Origin of the sequence: Paenibacillus glycinis (genome assembly GCF_009909185.1) — a bacterium.
Lineage (GTDB): Bacteria > Bacillota > Bacilli > Paenibacillales > Paenibacillaceae > Paenibacillus_Z > Paenibacillus_Z glycinis.
In genome coordinates this window covers 141,625-165,353 of the sequence record NZ_JAAAMV010000005.1, presented here as the reverse complement: position 1 = coordinate 165,353, position 23,729 = coordinate 141,625, and the positions used below count along the sequence as shown (strand labels likewise).

Annotated in this window: 15 protein-coding genes; 10 read left to right on the top strand and 5 right to left on the bottom strand. The window is 62.4% G+C overall.

The genetic code is table 11. The annotated features are described in order from the left end of the window. Positions 1–197 precede the first annotated feature (197 nt). Complete coding sequence (locus GT019_RS10465; RefSeq protein ID WP_161743089.1) at positions 198–1,661, bottom strand: M81 family metallopeptidase; 1,464 nt, start codon at positions 1,659–1,661, stop codon at positions 198–200. Continuing rightward, positions 1,658–2,434, bottom strand: a complete 777-nt coding sequence (locus GT019_RS10460) for a glucosamine-6-phosphate deaminase (RefSeq protein ID WP_161743088.1) — start codon at positions 2,432–2,434, stop codon at positions 1,658–1,660. The genes GT019_RS10465 and GT019_RS10460 overlap by 4 nt, the downstream gene beginning before the upstream one ends. Before the next feature lie 229 nt (positions 2,435–2,663). Here GT019_RS10460 and GT019_RS10455 point away from each other — a divergent pair, with 229 nt between their 5' ends. Both GT019_RS10455 and hflX read left to right on the top strand, forming a co-directional pair. Continuing rightward, positions 2,664–3,686, top strand: coding sequence for a zinc-dependent alcohol dehydrogenase (locus GT019_RS10455; protein ID WP_161743087.1), 1,023 nt, complete (start codon positions 2,664–2,666; stop codon positions 3,684–3,686). 481 nt (positions 3,687–4,167) lie between these two features. Beyond that, positions 4,168–5,445, top strand: a complete 1,278-nt coding sequence (hflX, locus tag GT019_RS10450) for a GTPase HflX (RefSeq protein ID WP_161743086.1) — start codon at positions 4,168–4,170, stop codon at positions 5,443–5,445. Between the two features lie 222 nt (positions 5,446–5,667). Here the strand turns inward: hflX and GT019_RS10445 are convergent, their stop codons facing one another. Further along, positions 5,668–6,741 carry a phosphodiester glycosidase family protein gene (locus tag GT019_RS10445; RefSeq protein ID WP_161743085.1) on the bottom strand — a complete coding sequence of 358 codons (1,074 nt, stop codon included), beginning with the start codon at positions 6,739–6,741 and terminating at the stop codon, positions 5,668–5,670. After that, on the bottom strand, positions 6,738–7,160 hold the full coding sequence (locus GT019_RS10440) for a flagellar basal body-associated FliL family protein (protein WP_235947614.1): 423 nt from the start codon (positions 7,158–7,160) through the stop codon (positions 6,738–6,740). The genes GT019_RS10445 and GT019_RS10440 overlap by 4 nt, the downstream gene beginning before the upstream one ends. A 268-nt stretch (positions 7,161–7,428) precedes the next feature. Here GT019_RS10440 and GT019_RS10435 point away from each other — a divergent pair, with 268 nt between their 5' ends. From GT019_RS10435 to GT019_RS10400, 8 genes are all read left to right on the top strand, one after another. Further along, the gene (locus tag GT019_RS10435) at positions 7,429–9,258 is read left to right on the top strand and encodes a sensor histidine kinase (protein ID WP_161743084.1); all 1,830 of its coding nucleotides are present in this window, start codon (positions 7,429–7,431) and stop codon (positions 9,256–9,258) included. After that, complete coding sequence (locus GT019_RS10430) at positions 9,251–10,789, top strand: response regulator transcription factor (RefSeq protein ID WP_161743083.1); 1,539 nt, start codon at positions 9,251–9,253, stop codon at positions 10,787–10,789. Before GT019_RS10435 ends, GT019_RS10430 begins: the two co-directional genes overlap by 8 nt. A gap of 151 nt (positions 10,790–10,940) precedes the next feature. Continuing rightward, positions 10,941–12,458, top strand: coding sequence for an ABC transporter substrate-binding protein (locus tag GT019_RS10425; protein WP_161743082.1), 1,518 nt, complete (start codon positions 10,941–10,943; stop codon positions 12,456–12,458). Between the two features lie 216 nt (positions 12,459–12,674). Next, positions 12,675–13,610, top strand: a complete 936-nt coding sequence (locus GT019_RS10420) for an ABC transporter permease (RefSeq protein ID WP_161743081.1) — start codon at positions 12,675–12,677, stop codon at positions 13,608–13,610. Positions 13,611–13,721: 111 nt separating this feature from the next. After that, positions 13,722–14,636, top strand: coding sequence for a carbohydrate ABC transporter permease (locus GT019_RS10415; RefSeq protein WP_161743080.1), 915 nt, complete (start codon positions 13,722–13,724; stop codon positions 14,634–14,636). A gap of 152 nt (positions 14,637–14,788) precedes the next feature. Further along, complete coding sequence (locus tag GT019_RS10410) at positions 14,789–16,117, top strand: glycoside hydrolase family 125 protein (RefSeq protein ID WP_161743079.1); 1,329 nt, start codon at positions 14,789–14,791, stop codon at positions 16,115–16,117. After that, entirely contained in the window at positions 16,107–19,277 is a 3,171-nt protein-coding gene (locus GT019_RS10405) for an alpha-amylase family protein (protein WP_161743078.1), read from the top strand. The genes GT019_RS10410 and GT019_RS10405 overlap by 11 nt, the downstream gene beginning before the upstream one ends. Beyond that, positions 19,258–22,017: an alpha-mannosidase gene (locus GT019_RS10400; RefSeq protein WP_161743077.1), complete on the top strand. Its 2,760-nt coding sequence runs from the start codon at positions 19,258–19,260 to the stop codon at positions 22,015–22,017. Before GT019_RS10405 ends, GT019_RS10400 begins: the two co-directional genes overlap by 20 nt. 205 nt (positions 22,018–22,222) lie before the next feature. Here the strand turns inward: GT019_RS10400 and GT019_RS10395 are convergent, their stop codons facing one another. Further along, the gene (locus GT019_RS10395) at positions 22,223–23,521 is read right to left on the bottom strand and encodes a kelch repeat-containing protein (RefSeq protein WP_161743076.1); all 1,299 of its coding nucleotides are present in this window, start codon (positions 23,519–23,521) and stop codon (positions 22,223–22,225) included. Positions 23,522–23,729 lie beyond the last annotated feature (208 nt).

Here is a 23,729-nt window from a genome sequence, read left to right as displayed (position 1 = left end):
ATCCGCATCGCATGCAAAGAAGCCCGACCGTTCGCGGTCGGGCTTTCGTGCGCTCAGCTCGTTCGCGCTGTCGGTGGTACCGAGCATGACCCAATAATGCCTTTTGTCCAGCATCAATCGGCTGCATCGATCGAGCCGGCCGCCGACGGGCGCAACCGCGTACGCATTCGTTGTCCGCAAAGTGCCGCTTCCGTCGTTCACATCTCGTCGAGCGGATAGATCGGGCGTCTCAGCCGCCGGTAGGGCAGCTCCGACAACCGTTCGTCGGTATCGCCCGGCGTCAGCGCCAGGATCGTTCGTTCGGCCAGCGCTTTGTAGGCGGGGCTTAAGTAGCCGCTCTTGACGACCAGCAGGTCGAAGGCGCCGGGCCGGAGACCGAGCGCCTCCAGGATGGCGGGGTCGTAGACGGCGGTCCGTCGATCGGAGATGACGATCGTGATGCCGCCGACCGCCGCGACCGCGTAATTCACGTCCAGCACGGTACCGGTGCGCACGACGGCGGCATGCAGCGGCAGCGGCGACGGCGCGGTTTCATAAGGATTCAACCGGCCAAGCCGCAGTTCGGCGTTTCCGCCGGCGCCGGCCGTCTCGCAGGCAAGCACGGCGGCCGGATCGAAAATGGTCGCAACCAGCGCGCGCTCGGCGCGCCGGGCGATAAGCGCTTGGACGACGAGGGTCACGTCCTGCGAGGCGCCGGCCGTCGGATTGTCGCCGGAATCGGAGAGAATCACGGGCTTGCGCGGTTCGCCCGCGGCAAGGTCGAGCGCTTCCTCCAGCAAGGCCGCTTCGGTGGAGAAGGCGAATGCCTGCCGTTTCGCCCAGAACAGCTCGGCGAGACGGCCGGCGGCTTGGCGGAGCTCCGCGCGCTCCTCCTCGAACCCGCTGACGATAGCCGCGCAGCCGCCGAACGGCGAGTCGGCCCAAGGAAAGCCGAGCAGGTAGGACGCGCTGCGCGGGCCGGCATCCGGGGCGCGCTCTTCCAGGCGCAAAGCCTCCATCAGGTCGCGCATGGGCTGAACGCCGGTCTCCGATTGTTCGCCCGCGATCAGGACGGGGATCTCGGACCACTCGTTCACGAGCTTGCGCCCCGTGGCCAAGGCTTCATGGAGCAGCTTGGCCGCCCGGGCTCCGGTATCGTATTCATCGATGTGCGGCGCCGTGCGATAAGCGGCAAAGGCATCGGCGTGCGCGATCATGGCCGCCGTCACCGTCGCGTGCATGTCGAGCGCGCAGACGATCGGCAGCTCCCTGCCGACCGCGGCCCGCAGCCTCGCCAGCAGCTCGCCCTCCGAATCGTCGCAGCCCTCCGCGCACATCGAGCCGTGCAGCGCGAGGCAGATGCCGTCGATCGGACCGCAGCCGGCGATGCCGTCCGCGATGCGGTCGCAGATCGCTTCGAACGCCGCCGCCTCGATCAAGCCGGAGGGCAGCGCGCGGGCGAAGTAGACCGGCACGGCCTCTGCGCCCAGGTCGTCCAGCGTGCCGAGGATGCCGTCGAACACATTGCCCTTCCAGCGGGCAACCGCATGCACCTCTTGGCCGGCCGCGACGGTAAAGTCCGCCAGGCCCGTGCGCAGCGCGGTAAAGGTGTTGGTCTCGTGCATTATGCCGGCGACGGCGATTCTCGCTTTCTTCCCCGGATGCGCTTCGTCCTTGGTCATGCCCGCGCTCCGCGCCGTTCGGCCGCTTCGGCTTGCGCCTGCAGATAGAGCGCCGCGGCGGCTTCGTCCAGCACGATCTCGGCGTTCGGATGAAGCTGAAGCAGCGTTGCCGGCAACTCGGTCGTGATCGGGCCGAGCAGCGCGCGCGCCACGATCTCCGCTTTGTCCTTGCCGACGGCGACGAGGCTGATCCGGCGGGATTTCATGACCGTGCCCCAGCCGAACGTGATGGCCGTCTCCGGCACGTCCTCGAGCTTGCCGCCGAACAGCGGCGCATAGAGCCGGCGGTTGACGTCCGCGATGTCCGTCACGAAGCAGCGCGCGGGCAGGGAGGCGGCGGGCTCGATGAAGCAGATATGGCCGTTGATGCCGATGCCGACCAGCTGGTAATCGATGCCGCCATGATCCTCGATGAACTGCTCCATGCGCTCGCATTCGGCAGCGGCGTCTGCGGCGGCGCCGTCCGGAATGAAGCGCCTGTCCTCGGAATGGCGGATATGGTCGAAGAAGTGGCGTTTCATGTACGTATAATAGCTTTCCTCATGCGCGCGGGGAATGCCGATCTGCTCGTCGGGGTTCACGAACCAGCAGGACGAGAGGTCGAGCCCGTTCGCCTGCTCCCTGGCGATCAGCTCCCGGTAAATGCCGGTCCGAAGCGGCGTGTTGCCGGTCGTCCAGGCGATCAGGGCCTCCGGCTTCGCGGATGCGGTGTGCGTGACTTGATCGGCAATGTAGGGGCCGATGTGTTCAAGCGGTAGGATATGTACCTTCAATGTGCTGCTGCCTCCTTGGTATTCCGATAATCGCGCCGGCAGCCCAGCGTTCGACGCCGCCGCCCATTAAGCATGGCAAATCGCGAAGGAATTGTCGATACCGCGAAGCGAACATTTGGTGCACTCGTTTGATGCGCATTGTCCGTTTGCGCTGTTCGCCGGCGTCCGTTGCGGCGTATAATAGAGTCGTTAAGGCGATTACGGAAGATTTTCGGGGGAGGCAAGGAGCATGAAGACGAAAGCGTGGTACGTCAAAGCGCCGTTCGAATTCGAGCTGCGCGAAGGCGAGCTGGGGGAGATCCGCGACGACGAGGTATTGATCCGCGTGAAGGCATGCGGGATCTGCGGGACGGACATGACGAGCGCGAAGATGACCGCGAAGGAATGGGAAGCGATCGGGCACGAGATTTCCGGCGTCGTGGTGCGCAAGGGCGCGCGCGTCTCGCATGTCGAGGAAGGCAGCTCGGTTACGCTGGAGACGAGCACGTATTGCCGGACCTGCGAGCTGTGCCGGGACGGGCGCTACGATCTGTGCAATAAAGGGCCGAGCTTCTGGGGACGCGATTTCTCCATGGGCTTCGCGGAATACATCGTCGCGCCGATGGAAGTCGTCGTGCCGTTCGAAGGCCTGTCCTTCGCGGTCGCCTCGCTCGTGGAGCCGCTCGGCGTCGCGGTCGACCTGACCGAGGTCGTCGATATCCGGATGGGAGACGACGTGCTGGTGGTGGGCCTCGGCCCGATCGGCCTCATGGCGCTTCGGCTCGCGAAGCTGCGCGGCGCGCGCAAGATCTACGCGGCGGCCCGCTCGCATTCCGTCAAGCGGATCGAGACGGCGCTCGCGTTCGGCGCGGACGAGATCATCTACACGGACAAGACCCCGCTCGACACCTATGAATTCGAGCGCGGCGGCGTAGACCGCGTGCTCGTCACGGCGCCGCCCGCGACGATTCCGTCCACGTTCAAGGCGGCGCGGACCGGCGGCGTCATCGGCTATATCGGCATCGAATTCGGGCCGGGCGCGACGATCGCGTTCGACGCGAACGAGTTTCATTTCAAGAAGCTGCAGCTCCGCGCTTCGCACGCCACGCCGGCGCTGTTCTTCCCCAAATGCATCGAGCTGCTTCGCTCGGGCGCGGTCGACGGCGACGCGCTGGTCACGCATACGTTCGGCCTCGAAGGGTTCGCGGACGCGATGAAGGAACTGCGCGACGACCGCGGCTCCGCGATCAAGATGGTCATGGTGAACGAGTAACCCGAAGCGATTGCCAATCATTTGCAATCCTTCAATGTCCTATGTTAGAATGACGGTACTTGAACCGAAACGGAGGGTTACGTGTGATAGACTTTATCCGATTGAGAACTTTGCGCGGCTAATTGAATAGCGCCAAGGCTCTGCCCCTGTGCAGAGGACTCAGGATAGGTCTGTCCCATTAAAGGTGACCCGAAGCTTGACCAAGACGCGAGACCAACCGGAACCGGAAGCGTTCCGGAAACTCGCGTTACCTTTAATCATAGTCGGAACGCGCATCGTCGACTCCCGCCGCTTACGGCGGGTCTCTTGACGCAGCCGCAGCCCGAGACGACCATCTGCCCGCGCCGGAAGCACAATGCGCTTCCGGGCGCGAGAACGGGCAGCGATCCGGTTTCCTCTTTCGTGATGCGAAAACGCACAGGCCAGCGCGCCCGTGCGTTTTTTTGGCTTACCCGGCCCTAATCTAAGGAGGAATTCCCATATGGAACAACCAGTGAACAATAAAGCCGTTATCGTCGGCGTGAACTTGAACGACCGGCCCGACTTCGTCTATTCGATGGAGGAGCTGCGCAATCTCGCGGAGGCCTGCAACATCGAGGTCGTCGGCGAGCTGACGCAAAACGTCGCCAAGATCAACAGCGCGCATTACCTCGGCACCGGCAAGGTCGGCGAGCTGTCCGCGCTGGCGGAGGGATTGGACGCGTCGACCGTCATCTTCAACGACGAGCTCTCGCCCTCGCAGATCCGCAACCTGGAGAGCGAGCTGCAGAAGAAGGTCATGGACCGGACGCTGCTCATCCTGGACATCTTCGCCGAACGCGCCCAGACGCACGAAGCCCAGCTGCAGGTGGAAGTCGCGCAGCTGCAATACATGCTCCCGCGGCTCGCGGGCCTGCGCGAATCGCTCGGCCGCCAAGGCGGCGGCTCGGGCATGAAGAACAAGGGGACAGGGGAGACGAAGCTGGAGCTCGACCGCCGGCGCATCGAGGATCGCATCGCCGGCCTGCAGGCCGAGCTGGAGAAGCTCGTCGCGCGGCGCCAGGTGCAGCGCAAGCAGCGCCAGAAAACCGGCGTGCCCGTCGTCTGTCTCGTCGGCTATACCAATGCGGGCAAGTCCAGCCTCATGAACGCGATCCTGGACCAGTACATGCCGGATTCGAACAAACAGGTGCTGGCCAAAGACATGCTGTTCGCCACGCTGGAGACGTCGGTCCGCAGCATCGACCTGCCGGACCATAAATCGTTCCTGCTGACGGATACCGTCGGCTTCGTCAGCCAGCTGCCGCATCATCTGGTCAAGGCGTTCCGCTCCACGCTGGAGGAGGTCGCGGAGGCGGACCTGCTGATCCAGGTCGTGGACTACGCCAACCTCGAGTACGAGCGGCTGATCGACGTGACCAACGAGACGCTGAAGGCGCTCGGCGCGGACCATATTCCGATGTTGTACGCGTACAACAAGACCGACCTGACCGGCGAGAAGTACCCGCGGGTGGAGGGGGACAGCGTGTACCTCTCGGTCAAGGAAGAAGCGGGCATCGAAGAGCTGACCGCGCTCGTGAAAGACCGGATCTTCCAGGATTACGTGCAGTGCGAGGTGGTCATCCCGTTCACCGAAGGCCGCCTGGTGTCGTATTTCAACGTCAACGGCCATGTGCAGGCCACGAGCTACGAGGCGAACGGCACGCGTCTGACGATGGAATGCAAGCGGGCGGATTACGAGAAGTATCGGCATCTGTTCGCGGAGCAGGCGGCGGAATAAGCGCGCACGCGCCTAGCGCTTCGCGCGGCGGCGCGCCTGCGTCTCCTGCATGCAAATAGCGAGGACCCGGGCTTGGATATCAAGCTCCGGGTCCTTGCTCTGCGATCGATCGTTTAACGATGCGAACCATATAGGATGCAAATAAAAGCAAATGAGGCCTGGCCTTCGCCGCGCTGCCATGGATCGGCCGCCGAATCGAAGCCGTCGACTGCCGACCGGCAGCTATTTGAAAAAGAGAAAATGGGTCGGCACCGGACGAAGCCGTCCGTCCGAGGGATGGTTCACGACGCGCCCGTCGAAGACGAGCGACGACGAGCCGCCGCCGTCGAGATTGTAGCCGTCGATCGCGCCGTACCGCTCCAGCAGGAGCTGGACCTCGGCGAGCGTCGCGCCCGAGCTGCCGTTCTCGTTGCGCCCGTCGATGACGAGGAAGAGCAGCTGGTCGTCCTTGTAATTGGCGATGACCGTTCGCGGCGCGCGCAGGGGACTCGTCTGCCATTTCGCGGGAATCGGCTGCGGATTGCCGTTCTGCAGCAGCACCGGCACGAACGACGCGCCGAAGCGCGGCTGCTCGCTGTCCAGCTGCGCCTTGCTCGCGTATTTGCCGCCGATCAGCTTCATGTCGTCGCTAAGCCCGACGAAGAACAGATCCTTGAAGGACGGGTCGAAGCCGTTCAAGTAGCTGCCGTTCATCATCGTGGTGCTGAGCGGGTAGCGCTTGCCGCCGTCGTCCGCGAAGCCGCCGGCGTTCACCCCGGCGATCGCATGGTAGCGCTGGGCGGCTGCCAGCGTCGTCTCCGCGCCGCCGTATTTGTCCTGTCCGAGCACCATTTTCATCGCGCCCTCCGACTTCAGCTTGACCTTCAGCGCATAGCCGTTGAAGTGCTGCGCATGGATCGCGAACAGCTGCGCGCGCACCTTGTCGGAATTGATCTGCTTCGCCGGCGCGCCGATCTTCCGCGTGATGCGGCGGTCGTAGATTAGATAGGGCCGGTCCGACTGCGCGGCGGCGATCGTGGCGATGGCGCGCATGCTTTTGTTCGTGGCCGTGTAGAGCGCGATCGATTTCTTGAGCGACTTGGCGGTCACGGTCGCCGTCTGCTTCGCTCGGTCGAGGCCGGCGGTCAGCTTGGCGGCGTCCGCCGGCACGTTCGCCTGCGTCAAGGCCAGCTGCGGAAAGGCGCTCTCCGGCAGCGTGATCGACAGATTCGCGGCCATCAGCCAGATGGCGAGTCCGATGAACGGCGCGCAGGCCAGGAGGCAGAAGCGGTTGATTTGCTTGACGGTCAGCGTCATTTCAGCACGTCCAGGCTTTTCTGCAGCTCGGCCAGCTTCTTCTCGACCTCGCTCAGCTGCGTATACAGCTTGTTGCTGTTGTCGGTCTTCGTGTTCGTATTATCCTTCGTGAATTCCAGCAGCTCGTTCAGGGCGTCGACCTTGCCCTGCACTTTGCTCAGCTCGCCGGAGAATTGGGTCTGCATTTGCTTCAGCTGCGCATCGTAGTTCTGCTGCATCGCCGTGATCTGCTTCGACGTTTGGTTGCCGATGTCTTGAGTCAGCTTGGCTTTCACCTGGCCGGTATACCATACCGTGCCGGCGACGCCGGAGCCGATCAGCAGCACCCATACCGCGAGAAACACCGGAATGGACGGCTTGGACCGGCGACTCGTGCGTTCGGCGGAACGCGGTGCCGTCGTCTGGATGTTCGTTTCCATGCTCTGAATCTCTCCTCTTACCTTCTTTTGCGGGGATATGTCTTCTCCTTCGACAAAAGCGCCTATCAATCGGAATCTATATTCTACCACAATCGGATGGAAGAGGGACAGCCGGCGGGAATCTTAACATGGTAATTATTGGGTAATAAAGGGGCGCGGCCGCCAGCGAACGGACATCTCGCGAAGGCGCGGCCGAATAGGCGCGGCCCGAGACTTAATGTTATAATGTCGGCAAATCCTAACCATCGACGAGAGAGGGCACGGGCGCTTGAGATTCCGGAAGATCTACCGCAACTATATACAGAACAACCTGTTCGTCAAAGTCATCCTCGTCTTCGCAGTCATCGTGAATTTGACGATCATCACGCTCTCTTACTTGCTCTTCAATCTCATGTCCGATTCCATCGTGAGCAGCGAACTGAACAACCAGAAGCAGGCGATGGAGCGGGTGAACCGCTACATGGAGCAGAAGTACGACTGGGTGCAGAACACGGTGCAGGACATCTACCGCAACAGCCTGCTCGCGAGCAACGCGTCCTACTTCCTCCGGCATTCCTACAGCGATTACGCGCAGTACATGCTCGATCAGAATTACGCGGGGGGCAACGAGGGCGCGGTCGATATCCTCAGCTATCTCGCGAACCGGATGGATGCCGATCCCGACATTCAGAACATCCTGCTGTACAGCACGGACATGCAGCAGCTGTACGCCTTCAATCTGAACGGCCCGCGCCGGCTGTACAAGACCAATCCGATCCGTTCGTACATTCCCGACATCATGGCGGCGGAAGGGCCCGTGGCGGCGACGCCGAACGTCTGGATCCGCGGGCTGATCGGCCAATGGAACACGCAGCTGTATTCCATGCGCGCGCAGGTGAACGATAAGAATACGCTCAAGAACATCGGACAGCTGCTCGTATACTTCGACTCCGGCATGGTGAACCGGTCGCTCGACCGGCAGCGGACTCCGCTCAAGGGCGAGATTCTGGTGCTGTCGCCGGACGGGCAGGTGCTGTCCGATTCCGCCAACCGTTATTACGGGCAGACCTTCCCGTACATGAAGCAGATCGGATCCCTGAGGGAAACCGAGCTGCTCGACGAACCGTCGTACATCTCCACGCTGACGCAGAACAAGGCCGGCTTTCTCGTCGTCGGCATCACGCCCAAGAGCGCGATGGCCGAGGCGTACGCGGGCCTCCAGCGGGCGATCATCCTGATCAGCTCCATCTGCATTCTCGTCGCGGTGATCATTCCGTCCATCGTCATCGTCAGCATCGCGCGGCGGACGAACCGGATCGTGCACTTCATGCGGAAGGTGGAGGGCGGCGACCTCACGGCCCGCCTGCAGGATGCCCGCGAGGACGAGCTCGGGCAGATCTCCCAGAGCTTCAACGAGATGCTCGACGAGCTGGGACGGCATATCGACCGGGAATACAAGGCGGAGCTGAGGCATAAGCAGACCGAGCTTGCCGCCCTGCAGGCCAGGGTGAATCCGCATTTCCTCTACAACACGCTGGAGGTCATCCGGATGCGGGCGGTGTCGCAGGGCGCGGTCGACGTCGGCGAGATGATCTACAGCCTCGCGGCGCTGTTCCGCAACTCGGTCAGCGCGAAGGCGGAGAACACGCTGGGCGAGGAGCTCGAGATGTGCAGGCTGTACCTGGAGCTGTTCCGGATTCGCTATAAGGACAAGTTCTCCTATGTCATCGACTGCGAGCAGGAGCTGCTGGCGGTGCCCGTATCCAAGCTGCTGCTGCAGCCGATCGTGGAGAACTATATCGTGCACGGGATGGATTCCCGGCGCAAGAACAACCGGCTGACCATCGAAGCCGCGCAAGAGAACGGCCTTATCCGGGTCCGGATAGCCGATAACGGCAAGGGCATCGAGCCGGAGAAGCTCGCGAGCGTCATGCGCCGGCTGAAGGCGCCGGAAACCGAGGAACAGCAGTCCTTCGGACTGCGCAGCGTGCACGAGCGGATTGCGCTCGTGCACGGGCCCGGTTACGGGCTTGGCATAGAGAGCATGCCGGGGAAGGGGACATCGGTGACGGTGACCTGGCCCGCGGCCGATCACAGAGAGGAAGCTGGCGATGTATAAAGTATTGCTCGTGGACGACGAGCCGTTCATCACGGAAGGCTTGAGCGACGCCGTCGACTGGTCCGCTTTCGGCCTGGAGGTCGTCGGCAGCGCCGAGGACGGCGAAGAAGCGCTGGAGCGGCTGCGCGAGGTGCGGGTCGATCTGCTCATCACGGACATCTCCATGCCGATCATGACCGGACTCGAGCTGATCCGCAAGGCGCGGGAGCTGCAGCCGCAGTTGAAGGCGATCATCCTGAGCGGATACAACGAATTCGATTTTCTGAAGGAAGGCATGCGCCTCGGCATCGAAAATTACCTGCTGAAGCCGATTCGCTTCGAGGAACTGGAGGCGACCTTGGCCGATACGGTACGGAAGCTGGACGCGGACAAGCCGGCGCAGGATTTCGGGGAGGACGAGATCGGCATCCTGCGGGACAACGTCTTGACCCGTTGGGTGCACGGGCGGATCGCGTTCCCCGAGCTGACGGAGCGGACGGCGCTCCTCGGCATCGATCTTTCGAAGCCGTACGCGGCGCTGGCGATTATCCGTTTCCGTCCGGAGCCGAATGCCGCCGGCCGCGAGCTGGACGACTGCATCGCGGATCTGCTGGCCGAAGAGGCGGAGGGCTTGTCGTTCGTTCCCTTTCGCAACGACGAGGGGGATCTGGTCGCCGCCTGCTGCATAAACGGGGGCGAGCCGGATCAAGCTAAGGTGACGGAAGCCTTGGAAAGAGCGGCGGACAAGTGGGAAAGCAGGCAGCTCGGCCCGCGGATCGCGCTCGGCGGGATCGTGCCGACGGCCGATGCCGCCGCAAGCTACGTTCAAGCGCGCAAGGCGCAGCAGTTCTTCCTGGTGCGGCATGACCGGCATCTGCTCGACTATGCGGGCCTCTCCGCGGAGACGGCGGCCTTTCCGCCGGGATTGTTCGAGTGGGAGGCGTATGCCAAGCCCATCCTCGCCAAGGACAAGGACGAGCTCATGGCGGTCGTCGACCGCGATTTCCGGGCGATACGGGCGGCGGGCAGCCTGAATCCCGTCCGGGCAAGAGGCGCGGCCATCGAGCTGATGATCCTGATGAAGATGGAAGTCGACAAGCTCGGACGTCCGGATGCCCCGGCGGTGTTTCAGGGCGTGCTCGATCAAGCGGTGACCGCCGCCTCGCTCGAAGGCGTGGAGGAAGCCGTCCGGACGGCGGCATTCTTCGCGGCCGATTCGTTCTCCGGCGAAGACATGAGTCCCGTCATCAAGCAGGCGCTGCGCTACATCCACGAACACTACGCGGAGGCGCTGACGCTGAAGTCGCTCGGGCTGCTGTTCCACATTCACCCCAATTACCTCGGGCAGCTCTTTCACAAGCAGACGGGGGATACGTTCACGGATTACCTGAACAAGTTCCGCATCGACAAAGCCAAGGAACTGCTGGCGGACAGCCGGCTCAAGGTGAACGAGATCGCAAGACAGGTCGGCTACTGGGAGACAGGCTACTTCTACAAGCAGTTCAAGAAGCATGTCGGGATGGTGCCGGGCGATTTTAAGGAGCTGCTGTGACGCCGAGGCGCCATTCGCGGTTCCTTTCTTTAGTTTGTACACTTATTCTTTGTTTTCTATTATTTTTGAAAATGTTTTCATCTTCTAAGATGAAGTAGCACCAAGTCGCGACTGATGACATGCTACACAGACAAAAGGGAGGCAACACCAAATGGGAATCACCCGTAAAAAGGCAGCGATCGGACTGACGTCCGCCATGGCCGCCATGCTCTTGCTGAGCGCCTGCGGAAGCAACGGCGGCAACAACGGAAACACCGCCGCGAACAACAACACGTCTTCGTCCGGCAACGCGGGCGGCAACAACGCCGCCGAACCGGTCGAATTGAACTGGTACACGATCGGCACGCCGCAAAAAGACGTCGACAAAGTCATGGAAGCGGTTAGCGCTTATACGAAAGACAAAATCGGCGCAACGGTCAAAATGACGATGATCGACTGGGGCGATTACAACCAAAAGATGCAGGTGCTGACGGCTTCCGGCGCGGACATGGACATCATGTTCACGGCGGCATGGGCGTTCGATTACGTGCAAAACGCGCGCAAAGGCGCATTCGCACCGATCGACGATCTGTTGACGCAATACGGCAAGGGCATCACCGACACGCTGAACCCGGCCTTCCTGAGCGGTTCCAAAGTCGACGGCAAGAACTACGGCGTGCCGGCGAACAAAGAACTCCCGGTATCCGAGGTATGGCGCTTCAATAAAAACATCCTTGACCAAAACAAGCTGAGCATCACGGACGTGCGCTCCCTGGAAAGCCTGGAGCCGCTGCTGAAGACGGTCAAGCAAAACAACCCGGACGTGACGCCGCTGCAAGTGGACAAGAACTTCACGCCGTACATTCCTTACGACTACCTGATCGAGAAATTCCCGCTCGCCGTGAAGCTCGGCGACACCGGCTACAAAATCGTCAACGTCTTCGAAACGCCGGAAATGAAGCAAGCGCTCGAAACGATGCACAAATACTACCAAGCCGGCTACATCCCGACGGAAGCCGCGACGCTGGAATCGTCTTCGGACGTGCAGGCGACGGGCAAATGGTTCGCCGACAAAGCGACGACGCAGCCGTTCGCGGACAACGTATGGTCGACGAGCTACGGCTACCCGATCGTATCGACGCCGATGAGCGACGCGCTGATCTACAACTCGTCGGTCATGGGCTCCATGCAAGCCATCTCCGCGAACTCGAAGCATAAAGAGAAAGCGATGGAGTTCCTGAACCTGCTGAACACCGATCCGGTTCTGCGCAACATGGTCGATTCCGGCATCGAAGGCACGCACTACAAGAAAACCGACGGCGACTACATGGAGAACCTGCCGGAGTCCAAGAACTACGACATGCCGACGTTCGCGCTCGGCAACATCATGATTACTTACCTGAACCCTGGCGATCCTGCCGACAAATGGGAACAGTTCAAGAAATACAACGATGCCGGCAAACCTGCCGCATTGCTCGGCTTCAACTTCGATCCGACGAAAGTATCGAGCGAGATCGCGGCCGTGCAAAACGCGAAGGAATCCTTCTGGGCGCCGCTCATGACGGGTACGGTCGATCCGGACAAATACTTGCCGCAAGCGATCAAGAAGCTGAACGACGCGGGTCTTGGCAAAATCCTGACCGAAGCGCAAACGCAGCTCGACGCTTGGAAAGCCACGCAAGCCAAGTAAGCCATTTATAGCACCGAAGGGCGAATGTTCGGCATTCGCCCTTTTTTTTCAAAAACAGGGAAACGGACGGGATTGGACATCCTATACGTTGTTTCTGGTTCTATGGGATGAAACCTGCGCCGCCGCCAATGGACGGCATCAGCCGTTTCATCTTGGGACGAATTGCCGCAGGCCCTTGGCGCTGCGAACCGACTTCGCTTAGAAAGGGTGAACCCCATGAAAGCCTTAGGGCGTTTCTTCAAAGACATCAATCGCAATAAAGCCCTGCTCCTGATGGTGCTTCCGGCTACCGTCTGGTTTTTGTTGTTTTCTTATTTGCCGATGCTTGGCGCCGTTATTTCGTTCAAGGAATACCGAATACACGGAGGGTTCCTGTCCAGCTTCATCCATAGCCGCTGGGTCGGCTTCGACAACTTCAAATTCCTCTTCAGCACCGACGACGCGTATACCATCACACGGAATACCCTGCTGTACAATATCGTATTCATCTTTATCGGGCTCGTCCTGGCGGTCGCCATGGCGGTCATCCTCTCCGAGATCGCAAATAAGAAGTTGGCGAAATGGTACCAGACCGGCATGTTCATGCCGTACTTCCTGTCTTGGGTCATCGTCAGTTATTTCGTATATAGCTTCCTCAGCTTCGACCGCGGCGTGATCAACAAAATCGCGCTCGGACTCGGCATGGATCCGCAGCAGTGGTACTCCGAGCCGAAATATTGGCCGTTCATCATCATCGTCGTGTTCCTGTGGAAGTCGCTCGGCTACAACAGCGTCGTCTATCTGGCGGCCATCATGGGCATCGACAAGTCGCTGTACGAAGCGGCGATGATCGACGGCGCGAACAAATGGCAGCAGATCCGCAACGTCACCCTGCCGATGCTGACGCCGCTGATGACCATCTTGACCCTGCTGGCCATCGGCCGCATATTCTACGCCGACTTCGGCCTCTTCTATCAAGTTCCCCGGGATTCCGGGACGCTGTACAGCGTGACGAACGTCATCGATACTTACGTCTACCGGGGTCTGAAGACGACCGGGGAGATCGGCATGAGCACGGCGGCCGGCCTGTATCAATCGTTCGTCGGCTTCGTGCTCGTCATCACGTCCAACTACATCGTTCGGCGCTTTAATAAAGACAACGCGCTATTCTAAGACGATTGGTTTGCGTTCATTGTCGGAAGACAGGGAATGCAGCATTCGTCTCTTCGTAAGCCCGATCTAACTTCGCAAGCATAAAAAGTTACCCAGAAAGGAGCAAACATCATGGCATCCTTGACCAAACCGAAGGACTTCCACCGGCTGACGCCGGCCTGGAACGTCATTTTCAACCTTCTCGCCGGCCTGTTCGCGCTGGCTTGCGTGTTTCCGTTCCTGCTCGTCTTGATCGTCTCGTTCACCGACGAGAAGACGCTGGCGAAGGACGGGTATTCGCTGTTTCCGAATAAATGGAGCACCGAAGCTTACAGCTACCTGTTCAAAGCGGGCGACCAGCTATTGCGCTCCTACGGCGTGACGATTCTCGTCACGGTCGTCGGCACGGCGCTGAGTCTCGCGATGATCTCGTTCTTCGCGTACGCGATCTCGCGCAAAAGCTTCAAATACCGTAAGTTTTTCTCGTTCATGGCGTTTTTCACGATGCTGTTCAACGGAGGCCTCGTGCCTTCCTACATCGTGACGACGCAGTTTCTCCACCTGGGGGATTCGCTCTGGGCGCTGATCCTGCCGATGGCCGTCAATGCTTTCTACATCATGATCATGCGTACGTTCTTCGCCACCATGATTCCGGACGCGATCATCGAATCCGGCAAGATCGACGGGGCCGGCGAGTTCGGGATCTTCTTCCGCCTGATCATCCCGCTCGCGCTGCCGGGGCTCGCGACGATCGCGCTGTTCAGCGTGCTCGGCTACTGGAACGACTGGTTCAACGCCCAGCTGTACATCGAGAACCCCGACCTGGTGCCGCTGCAATCGATGCTGATGCGGATCGAGAACAGCATGCAGTTCATTCTCGCCAACAGCAACAACGCCTCCCTGGGGACGGCCGTGCTGCAGTCGATGCCGCAGGATACGTCGCGGATGGCGATGGTCGTCCTGGCGACCGGGCCGATCGTGCTCGCGTATCCGTTCTTCCAGCGCTATTTCGTGCAAGGGTTGACGGTTGGCGCCGTGAAGGAGTAATGCCCTTAAGCATCGAAGGTTAACGGTGCGAAGGATCGACATCACGAACATTTGACGGCGCAAGCGGCCGCGGCGCGGACAACCGCCCGCGGGCCGCTTGCGGCGCGCATAAGCAACGAAGCGATACAGTAACGACAAAGGGGAAAACCACGATGGAACAATTCAGATTGCCCAAAATCGACATGCCGCACCTGCCGCTGCCGCAATCCGTGCAAGCGGTGCTGGCGGAGGCGGAGACGCGCCTCGCGCACCGGCCGAAGCTGCTGCAGCTGTTCAAGAACTGTTTTCCGAATACGCTGGAAACGACGACGAAGCTGCTGAATGACGGCACGACGTTCGTCATTACAGGGGATATTCCCGCGATGTGGCTGCGCGATTCCGTCGAGCAGGTCATGCATTACGTGCCGTTCGCCAAGGACGACGCCGACCTGCAGCGGATCATCGGCGGCTTGATCAAGCTGCACATGCGCAACATCGTCATCGATCCGTACGCGAACGCGTTCAACGAGCTGGCGAACGATTGGCACTGGAACACCGACGACAAGACGGACATGTCGCCTTGGGTATGGGAGCGCAAATTCGAGCTCGATTCCATCTGTTTCTCGATGCGCCTCGCCTTCGCGTACTGGAAAGAAACCGGCCGCGCCGACATCTTCGACGCGGATTTCAAGGTCGCGATGCGCGCGGCGGTCGACCTGTGGAAGCGGGAGCAGTACCATTTCGAGCGTTCGCCGTACCGCTTCGAGCGCGACAACGGCATCATGACCGATTCGCTCATGAACGACGGCCTCGGCATGCCGGTCAACTACACGGGCATGATCTGGTCCGGCTTCCGGCCGAGCGACGACGCCTGCGATTTCCATTACAACATCCCGGACAACATGTTCGCGGTCGTGACGCTCCGCCAGATGCGCGAGATCGCCGAATTCGTCTTCCGCGACCTGTCGTTCGAGAAGGAAATGGCCAAGCTGGAGCGCGAGATCAACCACGGCATCCAGCTGTACGGCATCTACCGGCATCCGGAGTTCGGCCCGATCTACGCGTACGAAACCGACGGCTTCGGCAATTACTGCCTGATGGACGACGCGGGCACGCCGGGCTTGATCTCGATTCCGTACCTCGGCTACGTGGACGGGGACGATCCGATCTACCGGAACACGCGCCGCTTCGCCTTGAGCAAGGAAAACCCGTTCTATTACGAGGGCACCGCCGCGAAAGGCATCGGAAGCCCGCATACGCCGCCGGGGTATATCTGGCATATGGCGCTGTCCATGCAAGGGCTGACGGCCGAGACGGACGAAGAGAAGCTGGCCATGATCGCGGTCTTGGAAGCGACGGACGCCGACACCGGCTTCATGCATGAAGGCTTCCATTCGGACGATCCCGCCGTGTTCACGCGCAAATGGTTCGCCTGGTCCAACAGCTTGTTCTCGCAGCTGGTCTACAAAGCGATGAAAGCAGGACTGCTCGATGGTAAATAAAACGATTGTTTTCTACGATGGCGCCTTTCCGGGCGCCTCTGCCATAGGCGGAGCGGAGTTGGAGCAGCTGCGGGGCGCCGGCGAGGTTTGCGGCGCCGACGGGCTGGCGGCAAGGCTGGAAGGTGCGGACGGCGGCGTATTCGTGTCGCTGCACGCGCCTTATTTTCCGGTCGCGGCCTGGGAAGCGCTGCTCGGATTCCTGAAGCGCGGCGGCGGCTTGATCAGCATGGGCGGCGCGCCGTTCCGCGTGCCGGTCCGCAAGGAAGCGGGCGAGTGGATCGCGGAACCGGAGCAGACGGCGTACCACCGGCAATTGCGCGTGCACGAGATGCTGCCGGTGAAGGCGGCGCCCGTCGCGAAGCTGGCGGCTGCCGAAGACATCCCGCTGTTCAAGGGGCGGGAAGCGCTGCTGGACGTCGCGGACACGTGGAACCTCGTGCCGCACGTGACCAAGTCGAGCGACCTGCCGCTGCAGATGGGCTCGGCCGGTCCGATGGACGCGCATATCTATCCGGTGCTCAAGGGCATCTCGGCCGAAGGGCGCGAGGTGGCCGCGCCGGCCGTGCTGTGGGAGAACACGAAGGGCGATTTCGCCGGCGGGCGCTGGCTGTTCGTCAATCAGCCGCTCGGCGCGGAATTCTTCGCGCGCGGCGGAGCCGAGGCGCTGCAAGCGTGGGCGGCGTTCTGCGCGGCCGGCGTGACCGAGCTGTGGCTGAAGCCGGCCTATGCCGCATACGAGCTGCATGAGCGGCCGCTGCTGACGCTGCAGGCGCAGAAGCTGGGACGCGGCGCGGCGGGCAAGACGAGCTGGACGTTCGACATCAAAGTCCGCCGCGACGAAGGCTCGGCCGTGTTCGCCTACCGCCAAGAGGCGGAAGTCGGCCCCGAGCTCGAGCTGAAGCGCATTCCGCTGCTCGGGGATATCCGGGCGGGCTATTATAACGTGGATTGCGTCGCCAAGTCCGCGGACGGCGAGACGCGCTTGCTTCGCCAAGGCTTCTGGGGCATGGACGCCGAATTGCTGAACGCCGGCGGGCTGCTGTCGCGCGGCCGGGATTACTTCGAGAAGGACGGCCGGCCGATGCCGGTCGTCGGCATGACGTACATGACCTCGGACGTCGCGCGCAAATTCCTGTTCCTGCCGAACGTATCGGTGTGGGACCGGGACATGGCGCAGATGCGCAAGGCGGGCATCAACTGGATCCGCACGGGCATCTGGACGGCGTACCGCAACATCATGCAGGTGGACGGGCATGCATCCGAAGAAGTATTGCGTTCGATTGACGCGTTCTTCATGACCGCGAAGCGGCACGGCCTGCAGGTGACGTTCACGTTCTTCTCCTTTACCCCGGAGACATGGGAAGGCACGAACCCGTACCTCGACCCGCGCAGCGTGGAAGCGCAGAAACGGTTCATCCGCTCCATCGTCAGCCGTCACCGCGAAACGACGAACGTCGATTGGGACCTGATCAACGAGCCGTCGATGTTCGATCCGCCGCGGATCTTCTCCGACGGACCGCGCTCGAGCCGCGACCGGTTCGAGAAGGCGGCCTACGCGGAATGGCTGGCGGGGCGCCACGGCACGATCGCGAAGCTGCGCGAGCGCTGGGGCATGACCCCGGGCGAGCTGCCGGATTTCGCGTCGGCGGCGATTCCCGAGCCGGAGGACATCAACTTCGACGTGCAGGACATGCACCAAGGCAAGCGGGGCACGCGCTGGCTGGATTACGCGCTGTTCTCCATGGACATGCATAACCGCTGGGCGAAGCAGCTCGCGGACGCGATCAGGGAAAGCAATCCGTCGCAGCTCGTGACGGTCGGCCAGGACGAGGCGCTCGGCGCGCAGCGGCCGTCGCCGTTCTTCTACGGGGAAGCGGTCGATTACACGACCGTGCATTCGTGGTGGCTGAACGATCATCTGCTGTGGGACGGCATCTTCGCGAAGACGGCCGACAAGCCGAACGTCGTGCAGGAGACGGGCATCATGTACGTGGAGACGCCGGCCGGATTCGCGAAGCGGTCCGAGGAAGAGCTGCGCGCGATGCTGGAACGCAAGTACGCGTACGCTTTCGCGGCAGGCGGCGCCGGCGCCGTGCAGTGGATTTGGAACACGAACTTCTACATGGACAACGCGAACGAATCCCATATCGGCGCGCTGCGGGCGGACGGCACCGAGAAGCCGGAGGCGGACGTCTCCTACCGGTTCGGCAGCTTCATGGAGCGCATCCGCGATCTGTTCCGGGAGCGCGAGCTGGAGGACGTTGCCGCCGTGTTCCCGTACTCCAACGATTTCTCCAACCGCAAGCTGGCGTTCGACGCGACGACGCGCCTGACGCGCGTGCTCGGCTACGAGCTGAAGACGCCGTTCCGCGGCGTCTCGGAGTACCATCTGGACGCGCTGGAAGCGGCGCCGGCCAAGCTGATCATCGTGCCGTCCGCGCATAACTTCGCCGACGAGGCGTTCGCGCGGCTGCTGGACATCGTGGACCGGACGGGCGCGACGCTCTTGTTCACGGGGCCGCTCGGTTTGGACGCCTATTGGCGGGAGGCGGACCGGCTGTCGGATACGTTCGGCCGGCGGAAGCCGGCCAACGTCGTCCGCGAGGAACGGCTCGCGATCGGAGACAAGGCGTATCCGGTCTCTTACGGTCACCGGAGAATCGCCGAAGTGTTCAAGGAAGCCGGCTATGGCGCGGCCGATGCCGTCCCTGCGGGAGCGGACCGGGTCATGGAGGCGGCTTACGGGCAGGGACGCCTGATCTGGTGCCCGCTGCCGATAGAACTGAACGAACGCGCAGAGCCGGTCGCGGCGCTTTACAAGCATGCGCTGGAAGTCTCGGGCGCGCGTCGGGAGCTGGAATGGATCAAGGGCGGCGACCTGGCCGGCGTGTACGGCCGGAGTCTCCGCTTCAAGGACGGCGAGCTCTTCGTCTTCGTGTCCGAATACGCGCATGACGCGCAGATCGAAGTGAAGTCCGCCGCGACGGGAACCGCGTATTCGTTCGTGCTGGAACGGGAACGCGCGGTGCTGTTCGCCGTCGACCGGACCGGACGCGTGACGGCGGTCTACCGCCCGGACGAAGTGGAAGTGCTGGCGCTGCCGGCAGGAGCAGGCTTGGAAACGAAAGGAGACGATCGCCATGGCGAACGCGGACAATAAAAGAACGGCGCATATCATCTCGCACACGCATTGGGACCGCGAATGGTACCTGCCTTACGAGAAACACCACGTGCGGCTCATCGCGCTGATGGATACGCTGATGGACACGCTGGAGAACGACGCGGAATACCGCAGCTTCTATCTCGACGGACAGACGATCATCATCGAGGATTACCTGCAGGTGCGCCCGGACCAACGGGAGCGCCTGGAGCACTGGATCCGCGAGGGCCGCATCCATATCGGCCCGTGGTACGTGCTGCAGGATGCGTTCCTGACGAGCAGCGAAGCGAACGTGCGGAACCTGCAAATCGGGCACCAAGATGCTTCGCATTACGGCACGATCGCGAAGGTCGGGTACTTCCCCGACACCTTCGGCAACATCGGCCAAGCGCCGCAGCTCATGAAGCAGGCGGGCATCGACAACGCGGTGTTCGGCCGCGGCGTCAAGCCGACGGGCTTCAACAACATGGTCTCGGATTCCGCGTACGAGTCGTCCTTCTCGGAGCTCGTATGGGAAGGACCGGACGGCTCGCGCGTGCTCGGCATCCTGTTCGCCAACTGGTACAGCAACGGCAACGAGGTGCCCGTGGACGAGGCGGAGGCCAAGGAATATTGGGAGCGCAAGCTGGCCGACGCGGGCAAGTACGCGTCGACGGGGCAGCTGCTGTTCATGAACGGCTGCGATCACCAGCCGATTCAGACGGATCTGGCCGAAGCGATCCGCGTCGCGCGCAAGCTGTACCCGGATACGGATTTCGTCCATTCGAACTTCCCGGATTACCTGGCGTCGCTGAAGGCGTCGCTCGCGGACAAGCAGCTGTCCGTCGTGCGCGGCGAGCTGCGCAGCCAGCGGACGGACGGCTGGTCGACGCTCGTGAACACGGCGTCCGCCCGCGTTTACTTGAAACAGATGAACCAGGTCGGGCAAACGATCCTCGAGAAGGTCGCCGAGCCGCTTGCCGCCTTCGCGCATCTGACGGGCAAGGCCAAGTATCCGCATCACCTGCTGAAGTACGCTTGGAAAACGCTCATGCAGAACCATCCGCACGACAGCATCTGCGGATGCAGCGTCGACGAGGTGCACCGCGAGATGGTCACCCGGTTCGATAAGAGCCGCCATGTGGCGGAGACGATCGTCGACGACAGCAAGCATGCGGTTGCCGGCGCCGTCGATACGAGCGCGTTCGCGGGATACGGCAAGGACGCGCTGCCGCTCGTCGCATTCAACACGACGGGCTGGGAACGCAGCGGCGTCGTGGAAGTCGAATTGGACGTTGCGCGCGTGTATTACCGCGAAGGCATCGCCCCGAACGAAATGATGCGCATGATGAAGGACCTCTCGATCGAGGGCCGCACGCTCGTGGATGCGGACGGCAATGCCGTCGCCCATTCGGTGGAAGATCTCGGCCTGCAGTTCGGCTACGACCTGCCGGACGACAAGTTCCGCCAGCCGTATTGGACGCGCCGCGTGAAGCTGACGTTCGAAGCGGCCGACGTGCCGGCGCTCGGCCTGAAGGCTTACGCCTGGGTGCTCGGCGCTGACGCCGCCGCATCGGCGTCGTCGCTCGTGACCGGAGCCCGCTCGCTGGCGAACGGCAACCTCGGCATCGAGATCGCCGAGGACGGAACCTTGGCGGTAACGGATATCGCGAGCGGACGCACGTACCGCGATCTGCTGATCTTCGAGGATGTCGGAGACATCGGCAACGAGTACATGTTCAAGCAGCCGGACGGCGAGCCGGCGCTCACGACCAAGGGTCTCGCGGCAGAGATCCGCGTGATCGAAGACACCGCCTACCGCGCCGCGTTCGAGATCGTGCACCATTGGTCGATCCCGGCATCGGCCGACGAGCTGTTCGAGCAGGAGAAGCAGGAAGCCGTCTATTATCCCGAACGCAAAGCCGGCCGTTCGACGGACTTCGTGCCGTTCACGATCCGCACCGTCGTCAGCCTGGAGCGCTCCGGCCGCGGCGTGGGCATCCGCACGACGTTCGATAACCAGGCGAAGGACCATCGCGTGCGGGCCTTGTTCCCGACCGACCTCGTCTCGTCCGTGCATCGTGCCGACGCGATCTTCGAAGTGGCGGTTCGCGACAACGAGCCGGCCGCCGAATGGGAGAACCCGAGCAACGCGCAGCATCAGCAAGCCTTTGCCGACGTCAGCGACGGCGCGCAGGGCTTGACGGTCGCGAACAGAGGGTTGAACGAATACGAAGTGCTGCGCGACGGCCGCAACACGATTGCCGTCACGCTGCTCCGCTCGGTCGCCGAGCTGGGCGACTGGGGCGTCTTCCCGACGCCGGAGGCGCAGTGCCTCGGCGAGCATACGGTCGAGCTGCTGATACTTCCGCACGGCGGCGACGGCGCGGCGACGGGCGCGTATGCGTCCGCGTATCAATTCCAAGCGCCGTGGACCCATGTCCAAACCGGCGTTCACGGCGGAACGATCCCGCCGGTGCACGCGTTCCTGGCATGGGAAGGCGAAGGCATCGCGTTCTCCTCGGCCAAGATCGCGGAAGCGACGGGCGACCTCATGCTGCGCTGGTTCAACATGCGTCCGGAAGCCGCGAAGCTGCAGGCGCAGCCGAACGTCGGCACGGTCGCGGGGGCGTATGCGAGCGACGTGCTCGAGCAAGCGGGCCAACGCCTGCAGCCGTCCGGCGAAGGCGCCAACGGTTCGTTCGCGGCGGAGCTCGGGCCGTGCGAGATCTATACGGTCGGCATCGAGGCGGCGAAATAACGCCGCTTGGCGTCGAATTCGCAGAATGAGCTGAATTTTCGTATAGCGAAATGCGGGGCTCATTAAATGCGGGAATCAAAGATGCAGGAATCGAAATACTGCAATCAATAATGCAGGAATCCATTGAAAAAGAGGGTGAATCGGCCTTGGCCGGTCCACCCTCTTTTCGTTGCGCGCGCCTGCTGCATCGCGGCATATGTCCGTTTTATCCGCGGGTCCGGCTTGTTATCCATCCGAAGCCTGGCGCCATCTTCGGGCGGGTCGCGGCGTCGTGTCCCGCAGTCGCCGGGCGCGGGGCGTTCACGTTCGCAGCGCACGCGATTCGCTGCGTCCAGGTATTCGCGGACAGGACGCTGCCGTCGTAGCCGCCGAACAGGACCGATTGGCCCCTGCGGGTATCGTACGCCATGGCGGCCAGGCTCAGGTCGGGCGGATTCGATGCCGTCTGCTCCGTCCAGTTCGAGCCGTCCCACAGCCACGCGTCCTGCTTGGGCGCGTAGTTCGCTTCGCCGCCGACGAGAATCGTCTTCCCGCCGATCGCGTCATAGGCCATGCTGGCGAACACGCGCGGCGATGGGGAGGCCGCGGGCGTTCGCAGGGTCCATTTGCGTCCGTCCCAGGTCCAGGTCGCGTTCGTGAGGTAAGGAGGCGCGTCCGTGTAGCCGCCGAACAGCACCGCCTGCTTGTTCTTCCGGTCGTAAGCCATGCAGGTCCTGTGCGAACTCGTCGGGGAGTCGTTCGGATCGGCCGGCGTCGCGTCGCGCCATCCGGTTCCGTTCCAGATCCACGTGTCCCGCAAGGCGCCGCCGGGTCCGAATCCGCCGTAAAGCAGCACCTCGCCGTTCCCGATATACGCCATCGCGAATTGGATGCGCGGGGAGGGACTGCGCATCCAATTCGCGATGGCGCGAGCCTCCGAGCCGGCACCGGTTCCGGCGTCGATAAGCGTATTCGAGCCAGCGCCGGCATCCGTTCCGGCGTCGATACGCGTCTCCGGGCCTGCCCCCGTGTACGTTCCGGCTTCCGTCTCCTTGCTCGCGCCGGCATCGGCCGGCGTCGCGTCCTTCCACTTCGTTCCGTCCCACAGCCAGGTTTTGTCGGCGTAGTCCAGGTTCTCGCCGCCGAACAGCAGCATCCCCTTTCCGGGGCCGGCGTAGACCATTCCGCCGTATTGGCGCGGCGCGGGGGAATCGCCGGGATCGGCCGGCGTCCTGTCCGTCCACCGCTCTCCGTCCCATGTCCAGGTATCGTTCATCACGTCGCAGCCGGCGTCCGCGCCGCCGAACAGCACGGTCTCGCCGGTATCCTCGTCGTAGCCCATGGCCGCCGCGAACCGCGCGGCCGGCTGCGGGCCGGCTGCGAACGTTTCTTGTTTCCAGGGCGACCGGTCGAATCCTTCCGCCGCGGCCGGAGCCGCTTCCGCCGGAGCGACCTGCCCCGATCCGAACATGTCCAGAACCAACGTCGCGAGCCGGTGTTTCCCTGCTTGCGCATGCAGCTTCATGAATGCGACCACCTCGTAATCCAAGTTCTTGTCAGTTCTACTATAGCGCCCGCCTCTGAAAGAATAATGAAAGAATCGGAGGAGCGAAGTCGGCGGACTGCGCCGAAGCCGGCGATTCGAACCTGCCGACGGAGACCGCGCGGTCCTATTATTGGCGGGCACTGGCGATCCTTAAGGCCATTAACCGGTCCGACTGCGGACCGGGCTT